18 protein-coding genes are annotated in these 19,448 nt (G+C 64.9%); 7 read left to right on the top strand and 11 right to left on the bottom strand.

Going from position 1 to position 19,448, the window contains the following annotated elements; translation table 11 throughout:
* Positions 1 to 253: autotransporter domain-containing protein (locus R2N11_RS04770; protein ID WP_316680329.1), on the top strand; the 253-nt coding region annotated here is incomplete at its 5' end.
* 116 nt (positions 254 to 369) lie between these two features.
* On the opposite strand, the gene R2N11_RS04765 is transcribed toward R2N11_RS04770, so the two are convergent.
* The 6 genes from R2N11_RS04765 to R2N11_RS04740 all read right to left on the bottom strand — a co-directional run bounded on the left by R2N11_RS04765 (position 370) and on the right by R2N11_RS04740 (position 7,531).
* The gene (locus R2N11_RS04765) at positions 370 to 1,584 is read right to left on the bottom strand and encodes a collagen-like triple helix repeat-containing protein (RefSeq protein ID WP_199029339.1); all 1,215 of its coding nucleotides are present in this window, start codon (positions 1,582 to 1,584) and stop codon (positions 370 to 372) included.
* A gap of 360 nt (positions 1,585 to 1,944) precedes the next feature.
* Positions 1,945 to 2,652 carry a GNAT family N-acetyltransferase gene (locus R2N11_RS04760; protein WP_316680328.1) on the bottom strand — a complete coding sequence of 236 codons (708 nt, stop codon included), beginning with the start codon at positions 2,650 to 2,652 and terminating at the stop codon, positions 1,945 to 1,947.
* Positions 2,653 to 2,662: 10 nt separating this feature from the next.
* Positions 2,663 to 4,699 carry a transglutaminase TgpA family protein gene (locus R2N11_RS04755; RefSeq protein ID WP_316680327.1) on the bottom strand — a complete coding sequence of 679 codons (2,037 nt, stop codon included), beginning with the start codon at positions 4,697 to 4,699 and terminating at the stop codon, positions 2,663 to 2,665.
* Positions 4,696 to 5,781: a DUF58 domain-containing protein gene (locus R2N11_RS04750; protein WP_199029345.1), complete on the bottom strand. Its 1,086-nt coding sequence runs from the start codon at positions 5,779 to 5,781 to the stop codon at positions 4,696 to 4,698. Before R2N11_RS04750 ends, R2N11_RS04755 begins: the two co-directional genes overlap by 4 nt.
* Positions 5,782 to 5,793: 12 nt before the next feature.
* Positions 5,794 to 6,774, bottom strand: coding sequence for an AAA family ATPase (locus tag R2N11_RS04745; protein WP_316680346.1), 981 nt, complete (start codon positions 6,772 to 6,774; stop codon positions 5,794 to 5,796).
* Between the two features lie 97 nt (positions 6,775 to 6,871).
* Entirely contained in the window at positions 6,872 to 7,531 is a 660-nt protein-coding gene (locus R2N11_RS04740; protein ID WP_316680326.1) for a TetR/AcrR family transcriptional regulator, read from the bottom strand.
* A 182-nt stretch (positions 7,532 to 7,713) separates the two neighbouring features.
* Here R2N11_RS04740 and R2N11_RS04735 point away from each other — a divergent pair, with 182 nt between their 5' ends.
* Positions 7,714 to 9,012, top strand: a complete 1,299-nt coding sequence (locus R2N11_RS04735) for an MFS transporter (protein WP_316680325.1) — start codon at positions 7,714 to 7,716, stop codon at positions 9,010 to 9,012.
* Here R2N11_RS04735 and modA read toward each other — a convergent pair whose 3' ends face one another.
* The 5 genes from modA to R2N11_RS04710 form a co-directional block, all read right to left on the bottom strand.
* Positions 9,013 to 9,798 carry a molybdate ABC transporter substrate-binding protein gene (modA, locus tag R2N11_RS04730; RefSeq protein ID WP_316680324.1) on the bottom strand — a complete coding sequence of 262 codons (786 nt, stop codon included), beginning with the start codon at positions 9,796 to 9,798 and terminating at the stop codon, positions 9,013 to 9,015.
* 109 nt (positions 9,799 to 9,907) lie between these two features.
* Entirely contained in the window at positions 9,908 to 10,780 is an 873-nt protein-coding gene (locus R2N11_RS04725) for a LysR family transcriptional regulator (protein WP_199029353.1), read from the bottom strand.
* A gap of 69 nt (positions 10,781 to 10,849) precedes the next feature.
* On the bottom strand, positions 10,850 to 12,172 hold the full coding sequence (locus R2N11_RS04720) for an MFS transporter (RefSeq protein ID WP_316680323.1): 1,323 nt from the start codon (positions 12,170 to 12,172) through the stop codon (positions 10,850 to 10,852).
* A 419-nt stretch (positions 12,173 to 12,591) separates the two neighbouring features.
* Positions 12,592 to 13,035, bottom strand: a complete 444-nt coding sequence (locus R2N11_RS04715) for a VOC family protein (protein ID WP_199029357.1) — start codon at positions 13,033 to 13,035, stop codon at positions 12,592 to 12,594.
* Positions 13,036 to 13,283: 248 nt separating this feature from the next.
* On the bottom strand, positions 13,284 to 13,862 hold the full coding sequence (locus R2N11_RS04710; RefSeq protein WP_199029359.1) for a GNAT family N-acetyltransferase: 579 nt from the start codon (positions 13,860 to 13,862) through the stop codon (positions 13,284 to 13,286).
* Between the two features lie 132 nt (positions 13,863 to 13,994).
* On the opposite strand from R2N11_RS04710, the gene R2N11_RS04705 reads away from it, so the two are divergent.
* From R2N11_RS04705 to R2N11_RS04685, 5 genes are all read left to right on the top strand, one after another.
* Positions 13,995 to 14,537, top strand: coding sequence for a winged helix-turn-helix transcriptional regulator (locus R2N11_RS04705; protein ID WP_199029362.1), 543 nt, complete (start codon positions 13,995 to 13,997; stop codon positions 14,535 to 14,537).
* Positions 14,538 to 14,706: 169 nt separating this feature from the next.
* Positions 14,707 to 15,531 carry a GntR family transcriptional regulator gene (locus R2N11_RS04700; RefSeq protein ID WP_199029363.1) on the top strand — a complete coding sequence of 275 codons (825 nt, stop codon included), beginning with the start codon at positions 14,707 to 14,709 and terminating at the stop codon, positions 15,529 to 15,531.
* A 132-nt stretch (positions 15,532 to 15,663) separates the two neighbouring features.
* On the top strand, positions 15,664 to 16,884 hold the full coding sequence (locus R2N11_RS04695; protein WP_199029365.1) for an MFS transporter: 1,221 nt from the start codon (positions 15,664 to 15,666) through the stop codon (positions 16,882 to 16,884).
* Between the two features lie 221 nt (positions 16,885 to 17,105).
* Entirely contained in the window at positions 17,106 to 18,410 is a 1,305-nt protein-coding gene (locus R2N11_RS04690; RefSeq protein ID WP_316680321.1) for an MFS family transporter, read from the top strand.
* Positions 18,411 to 18,615: 205 nt separating this feature from the next.
* Complete coding sequence (locus tag R2N11_RS04685; RefSeq protein WP_199029369.1) at positions 18,616 to 19,275, top strand: carbonic anhydrase; 660 nt, start codon at positions 18,616 to 18,618, stop codon at positions 19,273 to 19,275.
* Positions 19,276 to 19,448: the final 173 nt, after the last annotated feature.

Raw genomic sequence — 19,448 nt, 5'->3', positions numbered from 1 at the left:
GCCGTTTGCGCGGGTGGAGTATCAGCACGACTTCAACGGGCAGAGCAACGCTGGCCTGGCGTATGCGGACCTGGCGTCGTCGGGCCCTGCGTACTACGTGCCGAGCACGCCGTTTGGGCGGGATCGCGTGCAGATCGGGCTGGGGACGAAGTTCCGCACGGGGCCGCTCACGTTTGGGCTGGACTACAACGTGATGACGGGCATGGGGGGGCTGCAGCAGGGAGTACGACTGACCTTCAGTGCGCCGTTCTGAGGCAGCATGTGCTTGGCAAGGAACCAGCCTTCGGGCTGGTTTTTTGTTGGGTAATTCCCCCCCATAAAAAAAGCCGTCCAGCGCAAAGCATGGACGGCCCATCGGCACAGACTGAGTCAATGATGCGGCGTGCCCCCCAGCGCACCGCCCACCGACCCCACCGCACCACCCACAACGCCCGTTACCGGGGCCAGCGGCGTGGTCGCACCGGTTGAAGTCAGCGACGAGCCCACGCCGGTCAGCAGCGAGCCAACCGGTGCCGTCACACCGGCTGCCGGGTTGCTGCCACCCGCCGCAGCGCCACCCAATGCGCTCGTGACCGGAGCCAGCGGGTTGCTGCCGGTGCCTCCACCGGTGGCGCCGCCCAGGGCGCCGGTCAACGCGCCCAGCGGATTGCTGCCGCCCGTGGCACCGCCCAGCGCGTTGGTGATGGGCGCAAGCGGGCTGCCTGATGTGCTGCCGCCCGGCGTGGAAACCGCGCCACCCAACGCCGCCACCGTGTTGCCCGTGGCGCTCACCACGCCGCCCAGGTTGGACACCACCGGCGCATTCGTGCCCGTGAGCGACGTGCCGACGTTCGCCACGGTACCGCCCACGGTCTGCAGCAGGTTCGTGGCGGGTGCGCCCAGGCCCGTGGCATTACCCAGCGTCTGCGTGGTGGTGGTGACTTGCGAGGTGAGTGGCACCACCGTCGAGCTGAGCTGTTGGGTGACCTGCTCCACCGGCCCGGTCGACAGGGCCGTACCGAGCGTGCCGCCCGCATTGGCCACAGCCTGCCCCACTTGCGAGACAGCGCCACCCACCGGCGTGGTCACCGGCGCGAGCGGCTGCAGCGGGCCCGTTCCCAGGCTGCTCAACAGACCGCCCGTGGCGTTGACGGTATTGCCGACCTGGGTGACCACGTTGCCTGTGCTGGACACCGTGGTCCCCACCGGGTTCGGGTTGGTGCCCATGCTGCCCAGGCCGGACTGCACGCCCGTGCCGAGCGCGGAAACGGTGTTGCCGACGTTATCAACCACATTGCCCAACCCAGACGCGCCCGGCACATTGGAGCCTCCCACCGTCGTACCCAGGCTACTGATGGCACTGCCCGTGGCCGTGAGCACACCGCCGCCCTTGTTGGCAATGTCGCCCGTGGGCGTGGTCGAGGCCGTGGTGGTGGACCCGCCGGTGCCGCCCGAGTTGCCCGACCCACCGCTGCCGTTGTTGGCGGAGGTGCCGCCACCGCTGGTTCCACTCATGTCGCCCGAACCCGAGCTTGCGCAACCGCCCAGTACCAGCAGTCCAGCCAGCGTGGCTGAAACCAGCGCACCGCGATGCATTTTCGCCATGTCAGTCTCCCGTTTCAAAAATGCGCTTGATAATGTGCCGATCCACCCTTCCCCATCCATTTTCCAAATGGTCTAGACCATTAACTGCTTATCGGCTTGAAATGAAGTCTATGAAGGAGATTCGGCCCGATTGCAAACATTTTCAAACACCGGGAATGCCTTGATGGCAGCCAAGCACGCATCGTCGATATTCCGTAGAGCCAAGCAGGACAAGGGCGCAAACGTTCTCGAATCACGGAAGAGAAACGCGATTATGTTTCGAAAGCTGACTCTAAATTACTCAATATGAGTAATACAGTGACACCACGCAATGCGGCGCCAAAATCACCGCGTTGCGCGATGATTTGAAAGAAAAACGGACTACACCTCCCGGCGCATCACCTTGGTCAGATAAAACGACCGGCGGACCGCAAACCCCAACCGCTCATACAGCGCGATCGCCGTGCGGTTGTGCTCGAACACGTGGAGGACCGGCGTCTGCCCGCGCTGCGCGATGTCGTGCTGCAAAACGCGGATCAGTCGGTTGGCAAGGCCCTTGCCGCGGTGGGCATCGTCCACGCAAACGGCGCTGATCTCTACGTAGTCATCCAGCTGCATACGCTCGCCGGCCATGGCGATCAGCCGGCCGCCTTCGCGAATGCCGATGTACTGGCCGGTCTCCTGCGTGCGGGTGCGGAACGGGCCGGGCTTGGTGCGCTCGGTCAGATCGAACATGTCGGCCACATCGTCATGCCCCAGGCGGACGATGTCGGTGGTATCGACCTGCCCGCCAGGGTCGCGCACCACGATCATCTGCTGCAGGATGCCCGCCCGCTCGACGTCAAACTCCTGCGGAACATCGATGGCCGAAATCGCAAACAGAGAGAGTTGCTCACCTAGTTCCAGCAACCCATGCAGTGCCTGCCATGCGGCGGGCATCGCGTCAGGGCTGGCAGCGATGGCGGCAAACGGCGCCACGTCGGCACGGTAGCGGCAGGCAAGCGGGCCACCCAGCCGGAAGTGCAGATGACCGCTCGCCAGCGATGACCAGATAGGGTTGTCGAGCACGTGCGTATCGGGTTGCGTCATACCGCTCTCGTTATGCAGACACGCGCAGCGCGGCAACGTCTTCCTTCCAACGTGCCAGCCGTTGCGCGCGAGCGTGCGCATCACCATCATCGCGGCCATAGCGCAGTGCGATATAACCAGCGGCCACGCGGTGCAGGGCCTCAGCCGCCTGCGGAAACTGCGTGGCGGCGCGCGCGGCATACGCCATCGGCCCTTCGGTCGGGTTGCGCGGACAGCCATGCCGCGCCAGCTGGCTGCACACGCGCTGCCATTGCACCTGCACAGGGTCGGGTTTCGGTTTGCGCTGTTGCCATAGCAGCGGCAGCGCCGCCAGCAGGAAGATGGCCGACACGCCCCACAGCACCGCACGCGGGTCCGCCGCCTCCAGCCCCAGCCACGCAAAGAGCTGCGCCTGCCGGTTGCGGTCGTAGCCAAGCACCCAGCGGTTCCAGCCGCTGATCAGGCCGTCGAGCCCCCAGCGCACGCTGCGCAGCCATGCGGGCTCTTCCACGCGGCGCGAGCGGAATTCGCTGGCGGGCACGGCCGCTGCCAGGCCGCGCTCCACGCGCTGCGGCGCGACAGCGGCGGTCGGGTCCACACGCACCCAGCCGCGCCCAGCCAGCCACACCTCGGCCCAGGCATGCGCATCGGACTGGCGCACGATGATGTCGCCGCTCACGGCATTCACCTCACCCCCGAGGTAGCCCACCACCACGCGCGCCGGCACGCCCGCCGCCCGCATCAAAAAGACGAAGCTGCCCGCGTAGTGCTCACAGAAGCCGCGATGCGTACGGAACAGGAAATCGTCAATCTGCTCGCCCTGCAACGGCTCGGGTGCGAGCGTGTAGGCAAACGGTGCGCTGCCGAACAGCTTGAGCGCAGCCGATACGCGGTCAGCCGGCGGCAACTCAGTCCATTGCGCGGCCAACGCACGCGCTTGCTGATTACCCGGCGGCAGTGCCAATGCCGTCTGCAGCGTAGGCGAATCCAACGGCTGTGCATCGTCCGCACGACGACGATCGGGCAAGCGTGAACGCGCGTGGTAACGCATGCGCTGGTCGATCGGTTGCCGGCTGAGGAACTCTGCGTCAACACTGCGGCCGATGTCGTCACGCGCGTCGATCGACAGGCCGCGATCGAGCGCGAACAGCCAGCGCTGGTGCGTCGTTTCCAGCGTGATGTTGTAGTCGACCACGCCCGGCAACCCCGCAACCGCGTCCGCAGAATTGGGTACGCTCCCGGGCAGGGGCCGCTGCCGCATCGACGCTGCCGTCCATGCCTGGCCGTCAAAACGCCACAGCACCATGCCGCGCCAGTAGAGCGTATCGAGCGCTGGCGGTTTCCCCGCAAAGTCGGCGCGAAAGGCCAGGTCATCCGACAGGATCAACTGGCCGATGGAGCCCGGCGCCATGCGATCCGTGATGCCGCTGGTACCGGTTTCAGCAGAGCGCGGCAGGCTCCACAGCGGATGATCCAGGCGCGGAAACAACAGGAACAGCACGGCCGCGCATGGCAGGCCCATCGCCACCAATCGCCCCAGCACACGCACTGCCGACACCTGCATGCGCGCCTGCGGATGCAACAACAGCAGCCAGTTGCGCAGCAGCAGCGCCGCCGTTGCCAGCAAGGAAACGGCCATCCAAGGTGGCTGGTCGAACAGCGTTTGCGAGAGCAGCAGGAAACAGCACAGCTGCGTCGCCAGAATGCCGTTGCGCACGGTGTGCGATTCCATCAGCTTGAGCACAAGGAACGCGCCCAGCAATGCCACCGACAGGTCTCGGCCGATATTGCCGCCGGTGCGCAAGGACAGCGCCAGCGTCACGAGCAGCGTCACCACACCTGTGAAGCCCAGCACCCACTTGCCGGGCAACGGCGCGCGGCGTACCCACAGCAGGGTGCGCCAGAGCAGCAGCACGCCAAATACGGCACACGTCACGAGCGGCAGTGCGCGCAGCAACGGTACGAGCACAACGGCAAGTTGCGCAATCAACCAGCCGTGCTCGCGGTGGGTGAGGGCGCGGGCCGAACCAAACGCCGCAGCCTGCGTGCCGATGGTGGCGGTGCTCATGCGGCCGCCTCAGGCATTGCCGGCTTGCCCCACAGCGCCAGTGCGCGCAGACACGCATCGCGATGGGCTGATCCACGCGACGGGCCAATCGAGATGCCCGGCAAGGTCAGCGTGTATTCGGGTTCGTCACCGGCGGGTGCGTGTTCAGCGGCCAGCACCCAGGCGCACAGGCGCGACAGGCGTTGCTCCGCATTCATGGATCGCGGCAGTGCATCCCACGCGAGTACGCACTGCGCATGGCGCACCTGCTGGCCGGTGCGGCTCATCCACGTGTCGAGCCGGGCGCTGTGCTTCCAGGCGATGCTGCGCAGCGGATCACCTGGGCGATAGGCGCGCAATTGGTCGGCAGCCTCTTCGACCTGGCTACGCGCGGCACGCGGGTTGTCTTCCTCACCCGGGTCGGGCGCAAAGCTGGCAGGCAGCGGCGGCGCGGAAGGCTCGGGTTCGGGATAGACCAGCAGCGTGAGCGGCGCATCGGCATAGCTCCATGCGCGAAACAGGCCAAGCGGAAAGCGCGTCGACACCGTCAGACGTGGCAGCTGGAACCAGCCGCGCGGCTGTGCGGCAAACGCCAACGCAGCAACCGTAGCGTCCTGCGCATCGAGCGCGGCTTCCACCGGTGCGGCCTCACGTGCACTCACATCCAAACCCACACGCGCCCAGGGTGTCACGTTGGCCAACGCCACGCTCACGTTAAGCGCATGCCCGGCAAACACCGCCTCGCCCGCCGCGCCGCGCACTTCCAGGTCGACGAGGTTGCGGTGCGTCTGCCACATGGCAGAGGCCGCCACACCGGCCAGCACGAACGTCAGCAGAAAGCCCAGGCTCACGTTGTAGTTGAGCGAGGTGACGAGCATGACCACCAGCAGCAGCGCAAAGCCGGCACCCGATGCCGTGGGCAGGATGTAGACGTGGTTGCGATCCAGGCGGATGCGGCCTTCGCGGGGCTTGCGCGGCCGTTGCAGAAAACGCTGCACGCGTGCTCGCGCAAAGCGGACGCCTGGCAACGCCGCCAGGCCCGCACCCAGGATGCGAAACAGCGCGCGCAACGGTGCAAACAACAAAGCGGGGAAACGCGCCATGGCGCCGTGCGCTTATGGAATGGCGACCGTATCGAGCAGCCGCTGCGCCAGCGCTGTGGCCGACAACGTACCGCCCGTCGGCAGCAACCGGTGCGCGGCCACGGCCTTGAACACGGCTTGCACATCTTCGGGCAGCACGACATCTCGGCCGTCGATCAGCGCCCACGCGCGGGCCGCCGCCAGCAGCGCCAGACCGGCACGCGGCGACAGGCCCATCTGCACCTGCGCATCGGTGCGCGTGGCATTGACCAGCGCAAGCACATAGTCGACCAGCGCGGGGGCCGCGTGCACGGCATCTGCAGCCGCTTGCAGCGCGACAACCTGCGCGGCGGTCAGCACGGGCTGGATGTCCTGCGGCGCGCCGCCACCCAGGTACAGTGCACGTTCCGAGCTTTGGTCGGGATACCCTAGCGAAAGCCGCATCGTAAAGCGGTCCAGTTGCGACTCCGGCAGCGGGTGCGTGCCGATCTGGTTCAACGGGTTCTGCGTGGCAATCACGAAGAAGGGCTCGGGCAGCGGATACGTGGCGCCATCATGCGTCACCTGCCCCTCGGCCATCGCTTCGAGCAGCGCGCTCTGCGCCTTGGGCGTGGCGCGGTTGATTTCATCGGCCAGCACCACCTGCGCGAACAGCGGGCCGGGGTGGAATTCGAACGCGCTCTTTTCTTTCACGTAGATCGACACGCCGATTAGGTCGGTCGGCAGCAGATCGCTGGTGAACTGCACGCGCTGATATTGCAGCCCGAGCGTGCGGGCCAGCGCGTGCGCAAGCGTGGTCTTGCCCACACCCGGTAGATCTTCCAGCAGCAGATGCCCGCGTGACAGCAGGCACGCCAGCGCCAGGCGGATCTGCAGCGGTTTGCCGAGCACGATACGGTCGAGCGCGCGTTGCGCCTGCGACAACGCTGCCGGCAACGAAAGCATTGCGGGCGGCTGTACTGAAGCAACCGGCGTCGAACGAACGGGAGAAAGCGGGACTTGGTTGGGCGTCATCGAATCGGGTGCGGCCGAGGCAACAATGCCAGCGAGTGTAGCGGCATCGTGCAGCGCCGGCGTACCCTCGTTTTCGATCCGTTCTGCGGTTACAACATCAATCCGGTTTGCGTGCGGGAACAGCGGCCGGAATGTTGCCATCCAGCAGCACGCGTGCCGTACGCGGCAGGCTCTTGATGAGGCGCGGCGCATCGGTGCCGAAAGTCTGGCTGGCGGTATAGGCGCCCTCGATCAGGAAGGCAAGGTCATCGGCCAGGGCATCCGGGTCGGTGGCGCCGGCAGCTTCGGCACGATCCCGCAGGCGCGTGAGCAGCTGCGCCTTGTTGCGCCGGACGAACTGCCGTGCAGAATGCGACGGGTCTGGAAACTCCGCCGCCACATTCACGAAAGGGCAGCCCCGGTAACCCGGGCGCGAGGCGCGTTCGGATACATCGATAAAGAACTGCAGCAGTTGCGCGCGCGCATCGTCCGGGTGCTTGGCCATGCTCGCGTTGAAATAGCCCCAGAAGTTCTCGTCGCTGCGCTCCAGGTAAGCGAGGACGAGATCGTCCTTCGACTTGAACTGGCGGTACAGGCTCATCTTGTTGACGCCGGCGCGCTCAACCACCGCCTCCACACCCACGGCACGCACGCCTTCGTAGTAAAACAACTCGCGCGCGGCTTCCAGCAGGCTGGCGTGCGCATCCTCACCGCTGATGCGGCGGGAGGGCGTTTTCTCGGCGGTGGAAGAAAGGGCACGGGGCCCGCGTGCTGCCATGTGATGACTCCTGCAACCGTGGCGAGCAAACCAACCCCAGCCACGTCGATGACATTCCAAGCTTGACATGTTACCGAGCGGTACCTACCATCGCAAGCACGTTGTTACCGGTCGGTAACGAATAGCGCATTGTCGAGCCCACAAGAAACAAGAATCGAACACAGGAATCGGACGCCCCTCCCATGCAGAGACTTGCCCGCCTCATTGCCCCACGCTTTCACTACAGCTGGATCGCCCTGGCCGTGGTGTTCCTGATCCTGCTGTGCGCGGCCGGCACGCGTGCCACGCCCAGCGTGATGATGCTGCCGCTTGAGCACGAGTTCGGCTGGAGCCGCGGCACGATCTCGCTGGCCATTTCGATCGGCATTGCGCTGTATGGGCTGACGGGGCCGTTTGCGGCGGCGTCGATGCAGTACTTTGGTATCCGCCGGACGGTGCTGGTTGCGCTGGCGGTGCTGGTATCGGGCACGGCGCTCTCGGCAATGATGCGCGAGCCTTGGCAGATGGTGCTGCTGTGGGGCGTGATGGTAGGCGGCGGCACGGGCGTGGCTGCCATCACCCTGGGCGCCACGGTGGTCAACCGCTGGTTCACCTCGCACCGTGGGCTGGCCATGGGCATCCTGACGGCCAGTTCGGCCACCGGCCAGCTCGTTTTCCTGCCGATGATGGCGGCAGTGGTCGAGCGCTACGGCTGGCGCCCGGTGGTGCTGATTGTGGCTGGCGCGCTGACGCTGCTGCTGCCGATCGTTGCGATGCTGCTGCCGGAGTCGCCCAAGAGCGTGGGCCTGCGCACCTACGGCGAGCCGGCCGACGCGCCGGAGGTTGACCAAGGCCCGCGTGCCAACCCGATCGTGCTGGCCATGAACACGCTGGTACAGGCAGCACGCAAGCGCGATTTCTGGCTGCTCTTCTTCAGCTTCTTCATCTGCGGCGCCAGCACCAACGGCTATATCGGGACGCACTTCATCGCCATGTGTGCGGACCACGGCCTGACCGAGGTCAAGGGCGCAAGCCTGCTGGCGGTCATGGGGATCTTCGACCTGGTGGGGACCACGCTGTCGGGCTGGCTGTCCGACCGCTACAACAGCCGCGTGCTGCTGTTCTGGTACTACGGCCTGCGCGGGCTGTCGCTCATCTATCTGCCGTATGCGTTCGGCTTCGAGTTCTTCGGCCTGCCAGTGTTTGCGCTCTTCTACGGGCTGGACTGGATTGCCACCGTGCCACCCACCGTGCGCCTGACCAACGATGTGTTCGGCAAGGCTGCAGCGCCCATCGTCTTTGGCTGGATCGTTGCGGGGCACCAGTTGGGGGCGGCGTTTGCCACGCTGGGCGCGGGCATGATGCGCTCCACGCTGGGCAACTACACGCTCGCCTCGATGATCTCGGGCGGGCTGTGTGTCGCGGGTGCCTTCCTGGTGCTGCGCATCCATCGCACGCCCAGGCAGGATGCCGAGCGTGCGGGTCAGCCGGCGACTGCGTAGTTAAGGTTTCAAGAAGCCGTATTTGGCCAGCACTGCCTGGCCAGCCGGCGACATCACGAAGGCCACAAAATCGGCCGCCTGCTGCGGCTGCTTCGTGCCAGACGTCACGGCAATCGGGTAGGTAAGCGGCACGTTCAGCGGCACGGGGCTCGCCACCTTCACCTTGTCCACCGCGATGGCGGCATCGGTGGAAAACACCAGGCCCGCTTCGACCTCACCGCGCGAAACATAGTCCAGGGCCTGGCGCACGTTCTGCGCCAGCACCGCCTTGGCTTCCACCGGCTCCCACAGCTTGGCGGCTTCCAGCGCACGCTTGGCATAGCGGCCCACCGGCACCGACGCCGGGTTGCCGATCGCCACGCGCTTCACCTCGGGCTTGGTCAGATCCGTCAGCGCGTGCACGGGCACCGTGCCCGTGGTCGGCACAATCAGCACGAGCTGGTTGGCCACGAAGTCATGGCGCGTTTCGGTCTTGATGACTTTCTCGTCCACGGCCTTGTTCATTGCTTCCTGATCGGCGGAGGCAAACACGTCGGCGGGGGCGCCCTTGACGATCTGCTGCATCAGCACGTCCGACGCGCCAAAGTTGAGCACGACCTTGGTGTCGGGATGCTGCGCTTCGTATTGCTGCGCAATCATCTTGAAGGCGTTGGTCAGGCTGGCGGCAGCCGAGACGACCAGGTCAGCGGCGTGCGCCGGCGCAGCCAGGCCCAGCGACAGCGCAGCAACCAGACCCATGGCGCGCACTTGCGCCCGAAGTGACAAACCCTGCGAGAAACATTGCATGAAAGCCCCGAATGCGCCGTAGAAAGATCGGCGTAATATACGATCCGATATAACGCTCGGTCAACGCACCCGCACGCATCCCGGGTATCACGCAACGCTCATGGGGGGGTCAGGTGCTGCGCGCCGCTTCATCAATGCAATCGGCCAGGCGACTGGCAATCGGCTGGCGGCTATGGCGTGGGCGCTCGATCAGGCCGATCTCGCGATAGAAGGTGTCATCGCCCAAGCTGATGGCGCGCACGCCGGGTGGCCAGGCGCCTTGCCCGGCAGTCTGCGGGGCAAGCGCCACGCCCTGCCCGCGCGCCACAAGCAGCGACATGCCTTGCAGTTCGTCGAGCTCAATCACGTCGTGTGCGGTGATGTGCTGGTCGCGCAGGAACTGGTCGACGCGGCGGCCACCGAACGAGCGGCGGTCATAGCGGATGAACGGTTGGTGCTCCAGCAAGACGCGCCAGTCGTCGCCGGGCAGGCTGTCGGGCACAAGCAGTACGAAAGGCTCAGCCACCAGCGTGCGCCATTCGAGATCGGCCGGCACGGCAAACGGCGGGCGAATCAGCACGGCCAAGTCGATCTCGCCAGCATCCACCAACCCGAGCAGATCGAGCGACACGCCTGGCACGATACGCGTGCGGCAATGCGGGAACTCGACGCGAAACTGGGCCACCGCGTCCACCAGGAACGACGCCTGCACCGAGGCAATCGCGCCAATGCGCACGAGGCCACGCTGCTCGCTGCCGCTGGCTTGCTCACCAAGCCGGTCGTACAGGGTGACGATGTGCTCGGCCAGCGCCAGCGCATCACGCCCGGCGGCATTGAGCGTGGCCGAGCGACCGGTGCGATCAAACAGCTGAAAGCCAAGCGACTCCTCCAGCCGCTGGATCTGCGCGCTTACCGCCGATTGCGTGAGGCCGATGCGCTCACCCGCGCCCGCAAAGGTGCCGTGCCGGGCAACGGCAATGAAGGTCTTGAGTTCTCGAAGCATTGGGGTCTTTCGGGTCTGCGCAATTCGGCGATACGGCGATACGAAGCGACCCCAAGCATACTCGCTGCGTTACTGCAGCGCCTCCTGCGCCGTCTCACGCAAACCCACGAGCGCCATGAGCGCAACCAGCGCTCCGCCCACCAGCAAAAAGCCGGGCATCAGCAGATTGCCGGTCTGGCCGATCAACGCGGTGGCCACATACGGCGTGATGCCGCCGCCCACGATGGCGCCGATGTTGAAGCTGAACGCCATGCCGGTGTAGCGCACGCGGGTGGGAAACTGCTCGGCGTAGGTCGGATAGCCGACGGACTGCACGATCGGCAGCGGCAGCGCCACCACCATCATCGCGAGGAAGGCCAGGCCGATGTTGTGTCGATCCATCAGCACCATCATCGGCAGCACGAGCACCGCGTACCCGATAAACCCTGCCGCCAATACCTTGCGGCGGCCGACGCGGTCGGACAAGGCACCGAATACCGGCATCAGGAACGCCATGCTGATGCTCACGAACGCGAGAATCCAGTAGACGGTGGTCTTGTCGTACTTCAGATGCGTGGTGAGATAGAGGTTCATGAAGACCAGCCCGACCCAATAGCCGACGTTCTGGCCGAAGGCGAGCAGCGTCACGCGCAGCACGCTGCTGCCATGTTCACGCATGACTTCACTCAAGGGGGCCTTGGGTGGTTCGTGATGCGCCTGGAACTGCTGGAACGAGACGGACTCCTCCACGCGACGGCGCACCATGGACGACACGATCACCATCGGAATCGCCATCAGAAACGGGATGCGCCAACCCCAGGCCTGCATTTGCTCGGCACCGAGGATGACGCTGGACAGCCCGCACACCGTGGCCGCCAGCGCACCGCCGATGGCCACCCCCACCGGCGTGAACGCACCGTAAAAGCCACGCTGACCACGCGGGGCGGATTCCGCCACGTACGCCGCCGCGCCCGTCACCTCGCCACCGGCAAAGAAGCCCTGCGCCAGCCGGATCAATAACAGCAGCACCGGCGCGATCAGCCCCGCACTGGTCGCCGTGGGCAGTAGCCCCACCAACCCCGTCGCCACGCCCATGCCGATCACGGTCACCAGCAGGATCGCGCGGCGGCCCAGCCGATCGCCCAACCTGCCGAGCACGATGCCGCCCACCGGCCGCATCAGGAATGCGCTGCCGAACACAGCCAGGATGGCGAGCAGCGATGCGGCAGCGTTGTCGCCAGGAAAGAACATTGGGCCGATGGTGCTGGCCAGGTAACCGTAGACGCCAAACTCGTAGTACTCGATGGCAGTGCCGGCAGCAGCGGCAAGCGCGGCCTTGCGGGCAGTGATCTTGGCGTCGGATACCGCTGGCGCGTCGGCCAACGGCAAAGCAGGAGCGGGGGCGCTGGACATGGTGTGGCTCTTCCTTTGGTTTGATGAACACGACATTCCGGCTTCACGCTCTGTTTATTTTCGGCGTGAATACCTTGGAATCCGGTAATGGCAAGAGCTATGCCAGCGCAATTGATTCTGTTTTTATGGCTTTTAGCGCGACCGCTCTCCTGGGCAACGGTGATGCCCATTTTGCAATCCTGCTGACGGAATCTCGACACGTTTGCGGTGCATGGCCTGCACCATCCTTGCCGCCTGCGTCACTACGCCATTTGCGGCGTTACCCGGGCGCGACGGAAACGCAAGACGAACGCTCCCACGGGTTGCCAAAGACAACCCGACTTCGCTCAAAACATGGATAAATCAGCCCGTAAATAAAAATCGCCAATTGAACGATCTTTATTTACGGGCCGGTCTTTTAAAGCGCCGGCCCGATCGATTTACTTGGCAAACAGCGATGCCATATTGGCAAACGCCTTCATCTCCATCGCATTGCCCGACGGATCGAGAAAGAACATCGTGGCCTGCTCGCCCACTTCGCCCTTGAAGCGGATGTGCGGCTCGATGATGAAGTCGATGCCGGCAGCGCGCAGCTTGTCGGCGGCGGCTTCCCACTCGGCCATGGAGAGCACGACGCCAAAGTGGCGCACCGGCACGTTGTCGCCATCGACGGCACTGGTCTTGCGGTGGCCGATTTCATCCGGCGCGAGGTGAGCAACGATCTGGTGGCCGTAGAAGTTGAAGTCGACCCAGTCCGGCGAACTCCGCCCCTCGGGGCAGCCGAGCACATCGCCATAGAAGGCGCGCGCCGCAGCAATATCGTGCACGGGGAACGCAAGGTGGAACGGGGCAAGCACAGGCCGGACGTCGTTTTGGTCGCTCATGGGGTAGGGCAATCGATCTTGAATGGTTGGAATCAGGCGGCGCCAGCACGCGGGAGGGGGGGGCCACCCACGCACCAGGCCACGTGGATGAGTCTATGCGCATCCATTCATCCACAAAAGCGATGTTTTTTTGCACTGAGCCCCATAAATTTCGATGAATCAGACAAAAAAGAAGCCGCACAACGGCGGCGAAAGAGACACACGGTAGGCGTGCCTGCATGGGCAGCAGGCACGCAAATACGGAACAGTCAGGCGAAAGCAAATGGCGTGATGGCCGCCTCGACCTGCGCCAGCGGCAGGCGCACAGAGCACACGGTGGCATCGCCCGGCACGGCGGCGACACGGAAACCGGCATCGCGCGCCAGGCCGATCATGCGACGGTTGGTGGAAAGCACTTCGCCAAAGACTTCGCGAGCACCAGATACGCGTGCCGCCCGCACCAGGGTGGCAAACAGGCGCCGGCCCACGCCCTTGCCCTGCCATGCATCGGCCACCAGCATGGCGAACTCGGCCACACCGTCTTCAATGACGAAGCGGCCATCGGCGATCAGGTCTTCGCCAGTGCCATCCGCGCGGGCCACGCTCACGACCAGCGCCATGTGATTCACGTAGTCGATTTGCGTGTAGGCGGCGAGCATCTCGTCGGACAGCCGCCCGCCGCCCACCAGAAAGCGCGCATAGCGCGACTCGGACGACAACCCCTCGACCAGGGCGGCCTCCAATGGGGCGTCTTGCGGCAGAATCGGGCGCACGGTGGCGATGGAGCCGTCGTGCATGGTCCAGCGGTCGATCCATTCGGCGGGATAACGGTGGATGGTATACAGCATGGGGATCTCCTCACGCGATGGATCGTTTTATGGCTGCCAGCGCGGGATCACCGCCTGACTTTTTAATTTGAACCTAGATTAGCAGAAACCCTGACTTTTGCAAGTAAAGTCAGAATTGACTATGATTTTGGTATGAGAATCCCGGAACCCTTCACCGTCCCTGCGGCGTCCGAGTTGGTGACGTCAATGGAGGAGCCTTGCTCGATCGCGGCGGCGGTATCGATCGTCGGTGAGAAGTGGACGCTGCTCGTCCTGCGCGAAGCGTTCTCAGGCGTGACGCGATTTGATGAGTTCCTGCGCCGCACGGGGTGCTCGACGGCGATCCTGTCGTCACGGCTCAAGGCGCTGGTGGCGTACGGCATCCTGCGCCGCGTGCCCTACCAGGAGCCGGGCGACCGCGTGCGCGATGCGTACCGGCTCACACGTGCGGGCGTCGATCTGCTGCCCGCCATCGTGGCGCTCATGCAATGGGGCGACCGTTATCTGACGCCCGACGGTGAAGGCCCCATGTTGTTGCGCGACCGCGAGAGCGGCACGCCGATCCACGTGGCGCTGGTCAACGCGCTGGGCGAACCGGTGGCGCCCAAGAACTCGATGCGCGAGCCAAACCCACGTTACAGCCATGGCAAGAATCCGCCGACGGATGACGCCGGCACGCCAACGGTCAACGGGTAACACACAACTTTACACGTTAGCCGAAACCCCCTATCGTCGCGGATGGACGGGCGTACGCCCGGCTTTTGGCCGTCTTTTCTAAAGTCATCCCGCACTTGGTCGTTCACTCTTCTGACGACCACCCTTTCCGATCTCGACCTCGCCGCACACGCACGGACCCACGACCGCCATGCCCGATGCCGTGGTACCGCTCTACCACCAAATCTACGTTGTCCTGCGCCAGCAGATTCTCGAAGGCAAATTCGGGGATGGGCCGATGCCGGGCGAGATCGAACTCGCCCGTCAGTTTGGTGCGTCACGCGTCACGATGCGGCGCGTGTTCGACTATCTGGTCAAGGAAGGTCTGGTGCGCCGCCACCGCGGCATGGGCACCTTCGTGGTCAAGCCCGATGACCCGCTGATGATGGGCGGCGGGCAGACGCTGCTGCAGAACATCATCGACGTGGGCGAGCGCACCTCCGCCGTCGTCGTTGAATTTGAAGACGTGCTGGCGCCGCCCGACGAGGCCAAGTGCCTGGACCTGGCCCCCGGCACGCCGATCAAGAAGCTCGTGCGCGTGCGCCATCTGGAAGACACGCCCATGGCGCTCATCACCACGTGGCTGCCGCTGGACGTGACCAGCAAGCTCACGCTGGAGCGGCTCGCGAACCAATCACTGCTGCGGCTGATCGAGGCCTCCGGTGTGCGGATTGATCGCGCATCGCAGGTGGTCTCCGCACGGCTGGCGGACGTGGCGACGGCACAGTACCTGGACGTGGCCGTCGGCGCGCCACTGCTCTCGGTACAGCGCATCGTGCGCGAGATGAGCGGGCGCCCGGTGCAGCTGCTGCAGGGCCTGTACCGGCCCGACCGCTACGAATACCGCATGGAACTCTCGCGCGTGGGCGAAGACCGCGCCCGCCTGTGGATCGACAACGCTGGCCACAACGTGCAAGGCGGCCACAGCGAAGACGTGGAAGATGCCTCCCCCGCATCGCCCTCACCCGCCAGCTAGCGCACCGGATTCCCAGGCCGGAGCTGGCCGACATCACCGGCAACGGGGTTATTCCGCCGTCAGCAATCTCAAAGGAAAGTTGCTAGGATCGCCGCTTCGCTGCGATGCAGCAACCTTCTCCATGAGGTTCCCATGTCGGCCTCACCCGCGTCCCCAACGCCCCCCGCTTCCACTGCAACCGCCACCACCCATGGCAACACACAAGGGCTGATCCGCCTGCTCACGGCCGGTGCCGGCATCAGCGTGGCGTGCATCTACCTGAACCACCCGTTGCTCGGGCTCATCAGCCGTGACCTCGCCATCGCACCGCACGCATTGGGGGTGCTGCCGACACTCACGGCGGCCGGTTACGCCAGCGGCATCTTCTTCTTCGGACCGCTGGGCGACCGTTACGACCGCCGCCTCGTTATTCTGTGGAAGGCGGTGCTGCTCACGCTCGCGCTCATCGGCAGCTGCCTCGCGCCCAACCTGCCGCTGCTGGCGGCCTCGGGGTTTGTGATCGGGCTATCGGCCACCATCGCACAGGACTTCGTGCCCAGCGCCGCCGCCATCAGCACAGACCTGAACCGCAACCGCAACATCGGTACGGTGATGACGGGGCTGCTGATCGGCATCGTCAGCTCGCGCGTGTTCAGCGGCATCGTGGCGGACCACTTCGGCTGGCGAGCAGCGTTTGGCGTGTCGGCCGTGGCGATCGTCGGGCTGGCGATTGCCGTGCGTGCGTCCCACTTTGGCGTGGCGCCGGCCACACGGCAGCCGTACTTCACGCTGCTGCGCTCGCTGGGCACGCTGTTCATGCAGCATCCGCGGCTGCGGGCGTCGGCACTCACGCAGGCATTCATCGGCATCGCGTTTTCCGGGTTCTGGTCAACCGTGGCACTGCACCTGACAAGCTCGCTTGGGCTGTCGACCGGGCAGGCCGGTCTGCTGGGGCTGGCGGGCGCCGCGGGTGCGCTGGGCGCGAGCATTGCCGGGCGCCTGTCCGGCCGCGTGGCGCCGGGCCATATCGTCGTGGGCGGTGCACTGCTGATGGCCGTGACGTTTGCCACGATGACGCTGTTTCCGCTGTCGCTCATTGCCATCGTGATCGGCACGCTCCTCTTTGACGTGGGTGTACAGGCCGCGCTGGTGTCGCACCAGACCATCATCTATGCGCTTGCGCCGGAAGCGCGCAGCCGTATCAATGCGGTGTTCATGACCTCGCTGTTCATCGGCATGTCGGTGGGCGCCTACGGTGCCAGCCTGGCGTGGACCAGCGCGCGCTGGTCGGGGTTGATGACGTTCTGCGCGGTAGCGTCATTCGTGGCGCTGGTGCTGCGCGTGGTGTTCAACGCGCGGCAAGGGGCGCGTTAAGCCAGACGCCAGACGGGCGTCATGGGCACTGCGCAAGCCATGAGCGTACCCAATTCTGCGTGACCCCAAACCACCGGAAGTGCCCTGTTTCGCGCACTTCCGGCAACGGGCCATCTCACCCATCGGGGCAATTCCGGGGCGCGACAATCCGTCACTTGTCGCTACAATTCTGAGGGCCAGCTTACGCTGCCCAACAAGAACACTCACACCGAGACGCACCCATGGACATCACAGCCACCCAGCAAGCCGTCGACCCACATGACACCCGACGCCGCATCTTCGCGATCGTCGGCGCATCGTCGGGCAACCTGGTCGAGTGGTTCGACTTTTACGTCTACGCGTTCTGTTCGCTGTACTTCGCGCCGGCGTTCTTCCCCAAAGGGGATCCGACGACGCAGTTGCTGAACACGGCCGGCGTGTTTGCAGCGGGCTTCCTGATGCGGCCGATTGGCGGCTGGCTGTTTGGCCGCATTGCCGACAGGCACGGCCGGCGCACTGCGATGATGATTTCTGTGCTGATGATGTGTGGAGGCTCGCTGCTAATTGCGGTCTTGCCCACTTACGCACAGATCGGAGCACTCGCACCCTTCCTGCTGCTGGTGGCACGCCTGTTCCAGGGCCTGTCGGTGGGCGGGGAATACGGCACCAGCGCTACTTACATGAGCGAAGTGGCGTTAGCCGGGCGACGCGGCTTTTTTGCCTCTTTCCAGTATGTGACGCTGATCGGCGGCCAGTTGGGCGCGGTGCTCGTGCTGGTGATCCTGCAGCAGTTTCTGACCAACGCCGAGATGGAAGCATGGGGCTGGCGTATTCCATTCGTGGTGGGTGCAATGACAGCGCTGATTGCGCTGTACCTGCGCAAGTCGCTGCACGAAACGCAGTCCGACGCATCGCGCAAGGCCAAGGATGCAGGCACCATCCGTGGCGCGTGGCAGCACAAAGGGGCGTTCCTGCGTGTGATCGGCTTTACCGCTGGCGGCTCGCTGATTTTCTACACGTTCACGACGTACATGCAGAAGTACCTCGTCAACACGGCGCACATGGACAAGAAAACGGCCTCCAACGTGATGACGGTGGCGCTGTTCGTGTACATGGTGCTGCAACCAGCGTTCGGCGCACTGTCCGATCGCATCGGCCGCCGCAATTCGATGCTGCTGTTCGGGGCGCTGTCGGTCATCGGCACGGTGCCGCTGATGAACGCGCTGGCCACGGTATCGAGCCCGGTCGCAGCCTTCGGCCTGATCACGGTGGCGCTGGCCATCGTCAGCTTCTATACGTCGATCAGTGGCCTGATCAAGGCGGAGATGTTCCCGCCGGAAGTGCGCGCAATGGGCGTGGGCCTGTCGTATGCGATTGCCAATGCGGTGTTTGGCGGCTCGGCCGAGTATGTGGCGCTGTGGTTCAAGCAGGCCGGCAGCGAATCAACGTTCTACTGGTACGTGACCGCACTGTGTGCCGTATCGCTGATCGTGACGTACTTCATGCCCGACCCGAGCAAGGAAGGGTATCTGCGCAACGAGCCGTAACCATCGGCTAAAACCTGCGGTACGCCGAGCGGGCGAGGGGTGACTCTGAACGCGGTGGGATGCCGACTCGGCGCGATCGTCCCTCACCGGATGCACAGCAATCATCAGTTGGGGGATTGCTGTGCATCCGGGATAATGTCGTCCGCGCGGCCCAGCGACAACGCACTGTCTCTGCGCCCGGCATTGGAATGAGGAGGACACCACCATGCGCGACATCATCGACGGTTTTCTGCGCTTTCAACGCGACATCTACCCGCAGCGGGTAGAGCTGTTCAAACAACTTGCGACATCACAAAACCCCAAGGCGCTGTTCGTCACATGCTCGGACAGCCGCGTGGTCCCGGAGCTGCTGACACAGCGTGAGCCGGGCGAGCTGTTCGTCATCCGCAACGCGGGCAACATCGTCCCGTCATACGGTCCGGAGCCCGGCGGCGTATCAGCCACGGTCGAATACGCGGTGGCCGTGCTGGGTGTGCAGGACATTGTGATCTGCGGCCACTCGGACTGTGGCGCGATGGGCGCCATCTCGCGTTGCACGTGTCTCGACCACCTGCCGGCCGTGGCCAACTGGCTGCGCCATTCAGATTCGGCAAAGGTGATCAACGCGGCGCATGAATTCGATTCGCCCCGCGCTAAGCTCGACGGCCTTGTCCGCGAGAACGTGATTGCACAACTGGCCAACCTGCGCACCCATCCGTCGGTGGCGTTGGCACTTGAGCAGGGACGAATGAATCTGCACGGCTGGGTGTACGACATCGAAACCGGCAGCATCGATGCGCTCGACGGGGCAACACGCCGCTTCATACCGCTGGCCGACTCGCCGGCCACTGTTGCGGTCACGTCGCGGAACCTGCGACAGGCGTGATGGAGCCAGCCGGCGCCGTTTTGTACCGTTTCGTTTGGCACCGCGCTCGCCTCGCGGAGGTCATGCGTAGGAATTGCGTCCGGAAAACAACGCGCCGGCACTCCCACTTCGGACAGACAATCAGTAAGCTTTGAACGTTGGCCGCTTACTGCTCGGCCGATCTGTGCGTACGC

Origin of the sequence: Ralstonia flaminis, from assembly GCF_958415495.1 — a bacterium.
Taxonomy (GTDB): domain Bacteria; phylum Pseudomonadota; class Gammaproteobacteria; order Burkholderiales; family Burkholderiaceae; genus Ralstonia; species Ralstonia flaminis.
The sequence above is the reverse complement of the archived record's forward strand: the minus strand, read 5'-3'. Positions and strand labels throughout refer to the sequence as shown.

Coding starts and splice junctions, on each gene's coding strand:
- R2N11_RS04765 (WP_199029339.1), bottom strand. CDS start 1,584: ATGGCGAAAATGCATCGCGGTGCGCTGGTTTCAGCCACGCTGGCTGGA.
- R2N11_RS04760 (WP_316680328.1), bottom strand. CDS start 2,652: ATGACGCAACCCGATACGCACGTGCTCGACAACCCTATCTGGTCATCG.
- R2N11_RS04755 (WP_316680327.1), bottom strand. CDS start 4,699: ATGAGCACCGCCACCATCGGCACGCAGGCTGCGGCGTTTGGTTCGGCC.
- R2N11_RS04750 (WP_199029345.1), bottom strand. CDS start 5,781: ATGGCGCGTTTCCCCGCTTTGTTGTTTGCACCGTTGCGCGCGCTGTTT.
- R2N11_RS04745 (WP_316680346.1), bottom strand. CDS start 6,774: ATGACGCCCAACCAAGTCCCGCTTTCTCCCGTTCGTTCGACGCCGGTT.
- R2N11_RS04740 (WP_316680326.1), bottom strand. CDS start 7,531: ATGGCAGCACGCGGGCCCCGTGCCCTTTCTTCCACCGCCGAGAAAACG.
- R2N11_RS04735 (WP_316680325.1), top strand. CDS start 7,714: ATGCAGAGACTTGCCCGCCTCATTGCCCCACGCTTTCACTACAGCTGG.
- modA (WP_316680324.1), bottom strand. CDS start 9,798: ATGCAATGTTTCTCGCAGGGTTTGTCACTTCGGGCGCAAGTGCGCGCC.
- R2N11_RS04725 (WP_199029353.1), bottom strand. CDS start 10,780: ATGCTTCGAGAACTCAAGACCTTCATTGCCGTTGCCCGGCACGGCACC.
- R2N11_RS04720 (WP_316680323.1), bottom strand. CDS start 12,172: ATGTCCAGCGCCCCCGCTCCTGCTTTGCCGTTGGCCGACGCGCCAGCG.
- R2N11_RS04715 (WP_199029357.1), bottom strand. CDS start 13,035: ATGAGCGACCAAAACGACGTCCGGCCTGTGCTTGCCCCGTTCCACCTT.
- R2N11_RS04710 (WP_199029359.1), bottom strand. CDS start 13,862: ATGCTGTATACCATCCACCGTTATCCCGCCGAATGGATCGACCGCTGG.
- R2N11_RS04705 (WP_199029362.1), top strand. CDS start 13,995: ATGAGAATCCCGGAACCCTTCACCGTCCCTGCGGCGTCCGAGTTGGTG.
- R2N11_RS04700 (WP_199029363.1), top strand. CDS start 14,707: ATGCCCGATGCCGTGGTACCGCTCTACCACCAAATCTACGTTGTCCTG.
- R2N11_RS04695 (WP_199029365.1), top strand. CDS start 15,664: ATGTCGGCCTCACCCGCGTCCCCAACGCCCCCCGCTTCCACTGCAACC.
- R2N11_RS04690 (WP_316680321.1), top strand. CDS start 17,106: ATGGACATCACAGCCACCCAGCAAGCCGTCGACCCACATGACACCCGA.
- R2N11_RS04685 (WP_199029369.1), top strand. CDS start 18,616: ATGCGCGACATCATCGACGGTTTTCTGCGCTTTCAACGCGACATCTAC.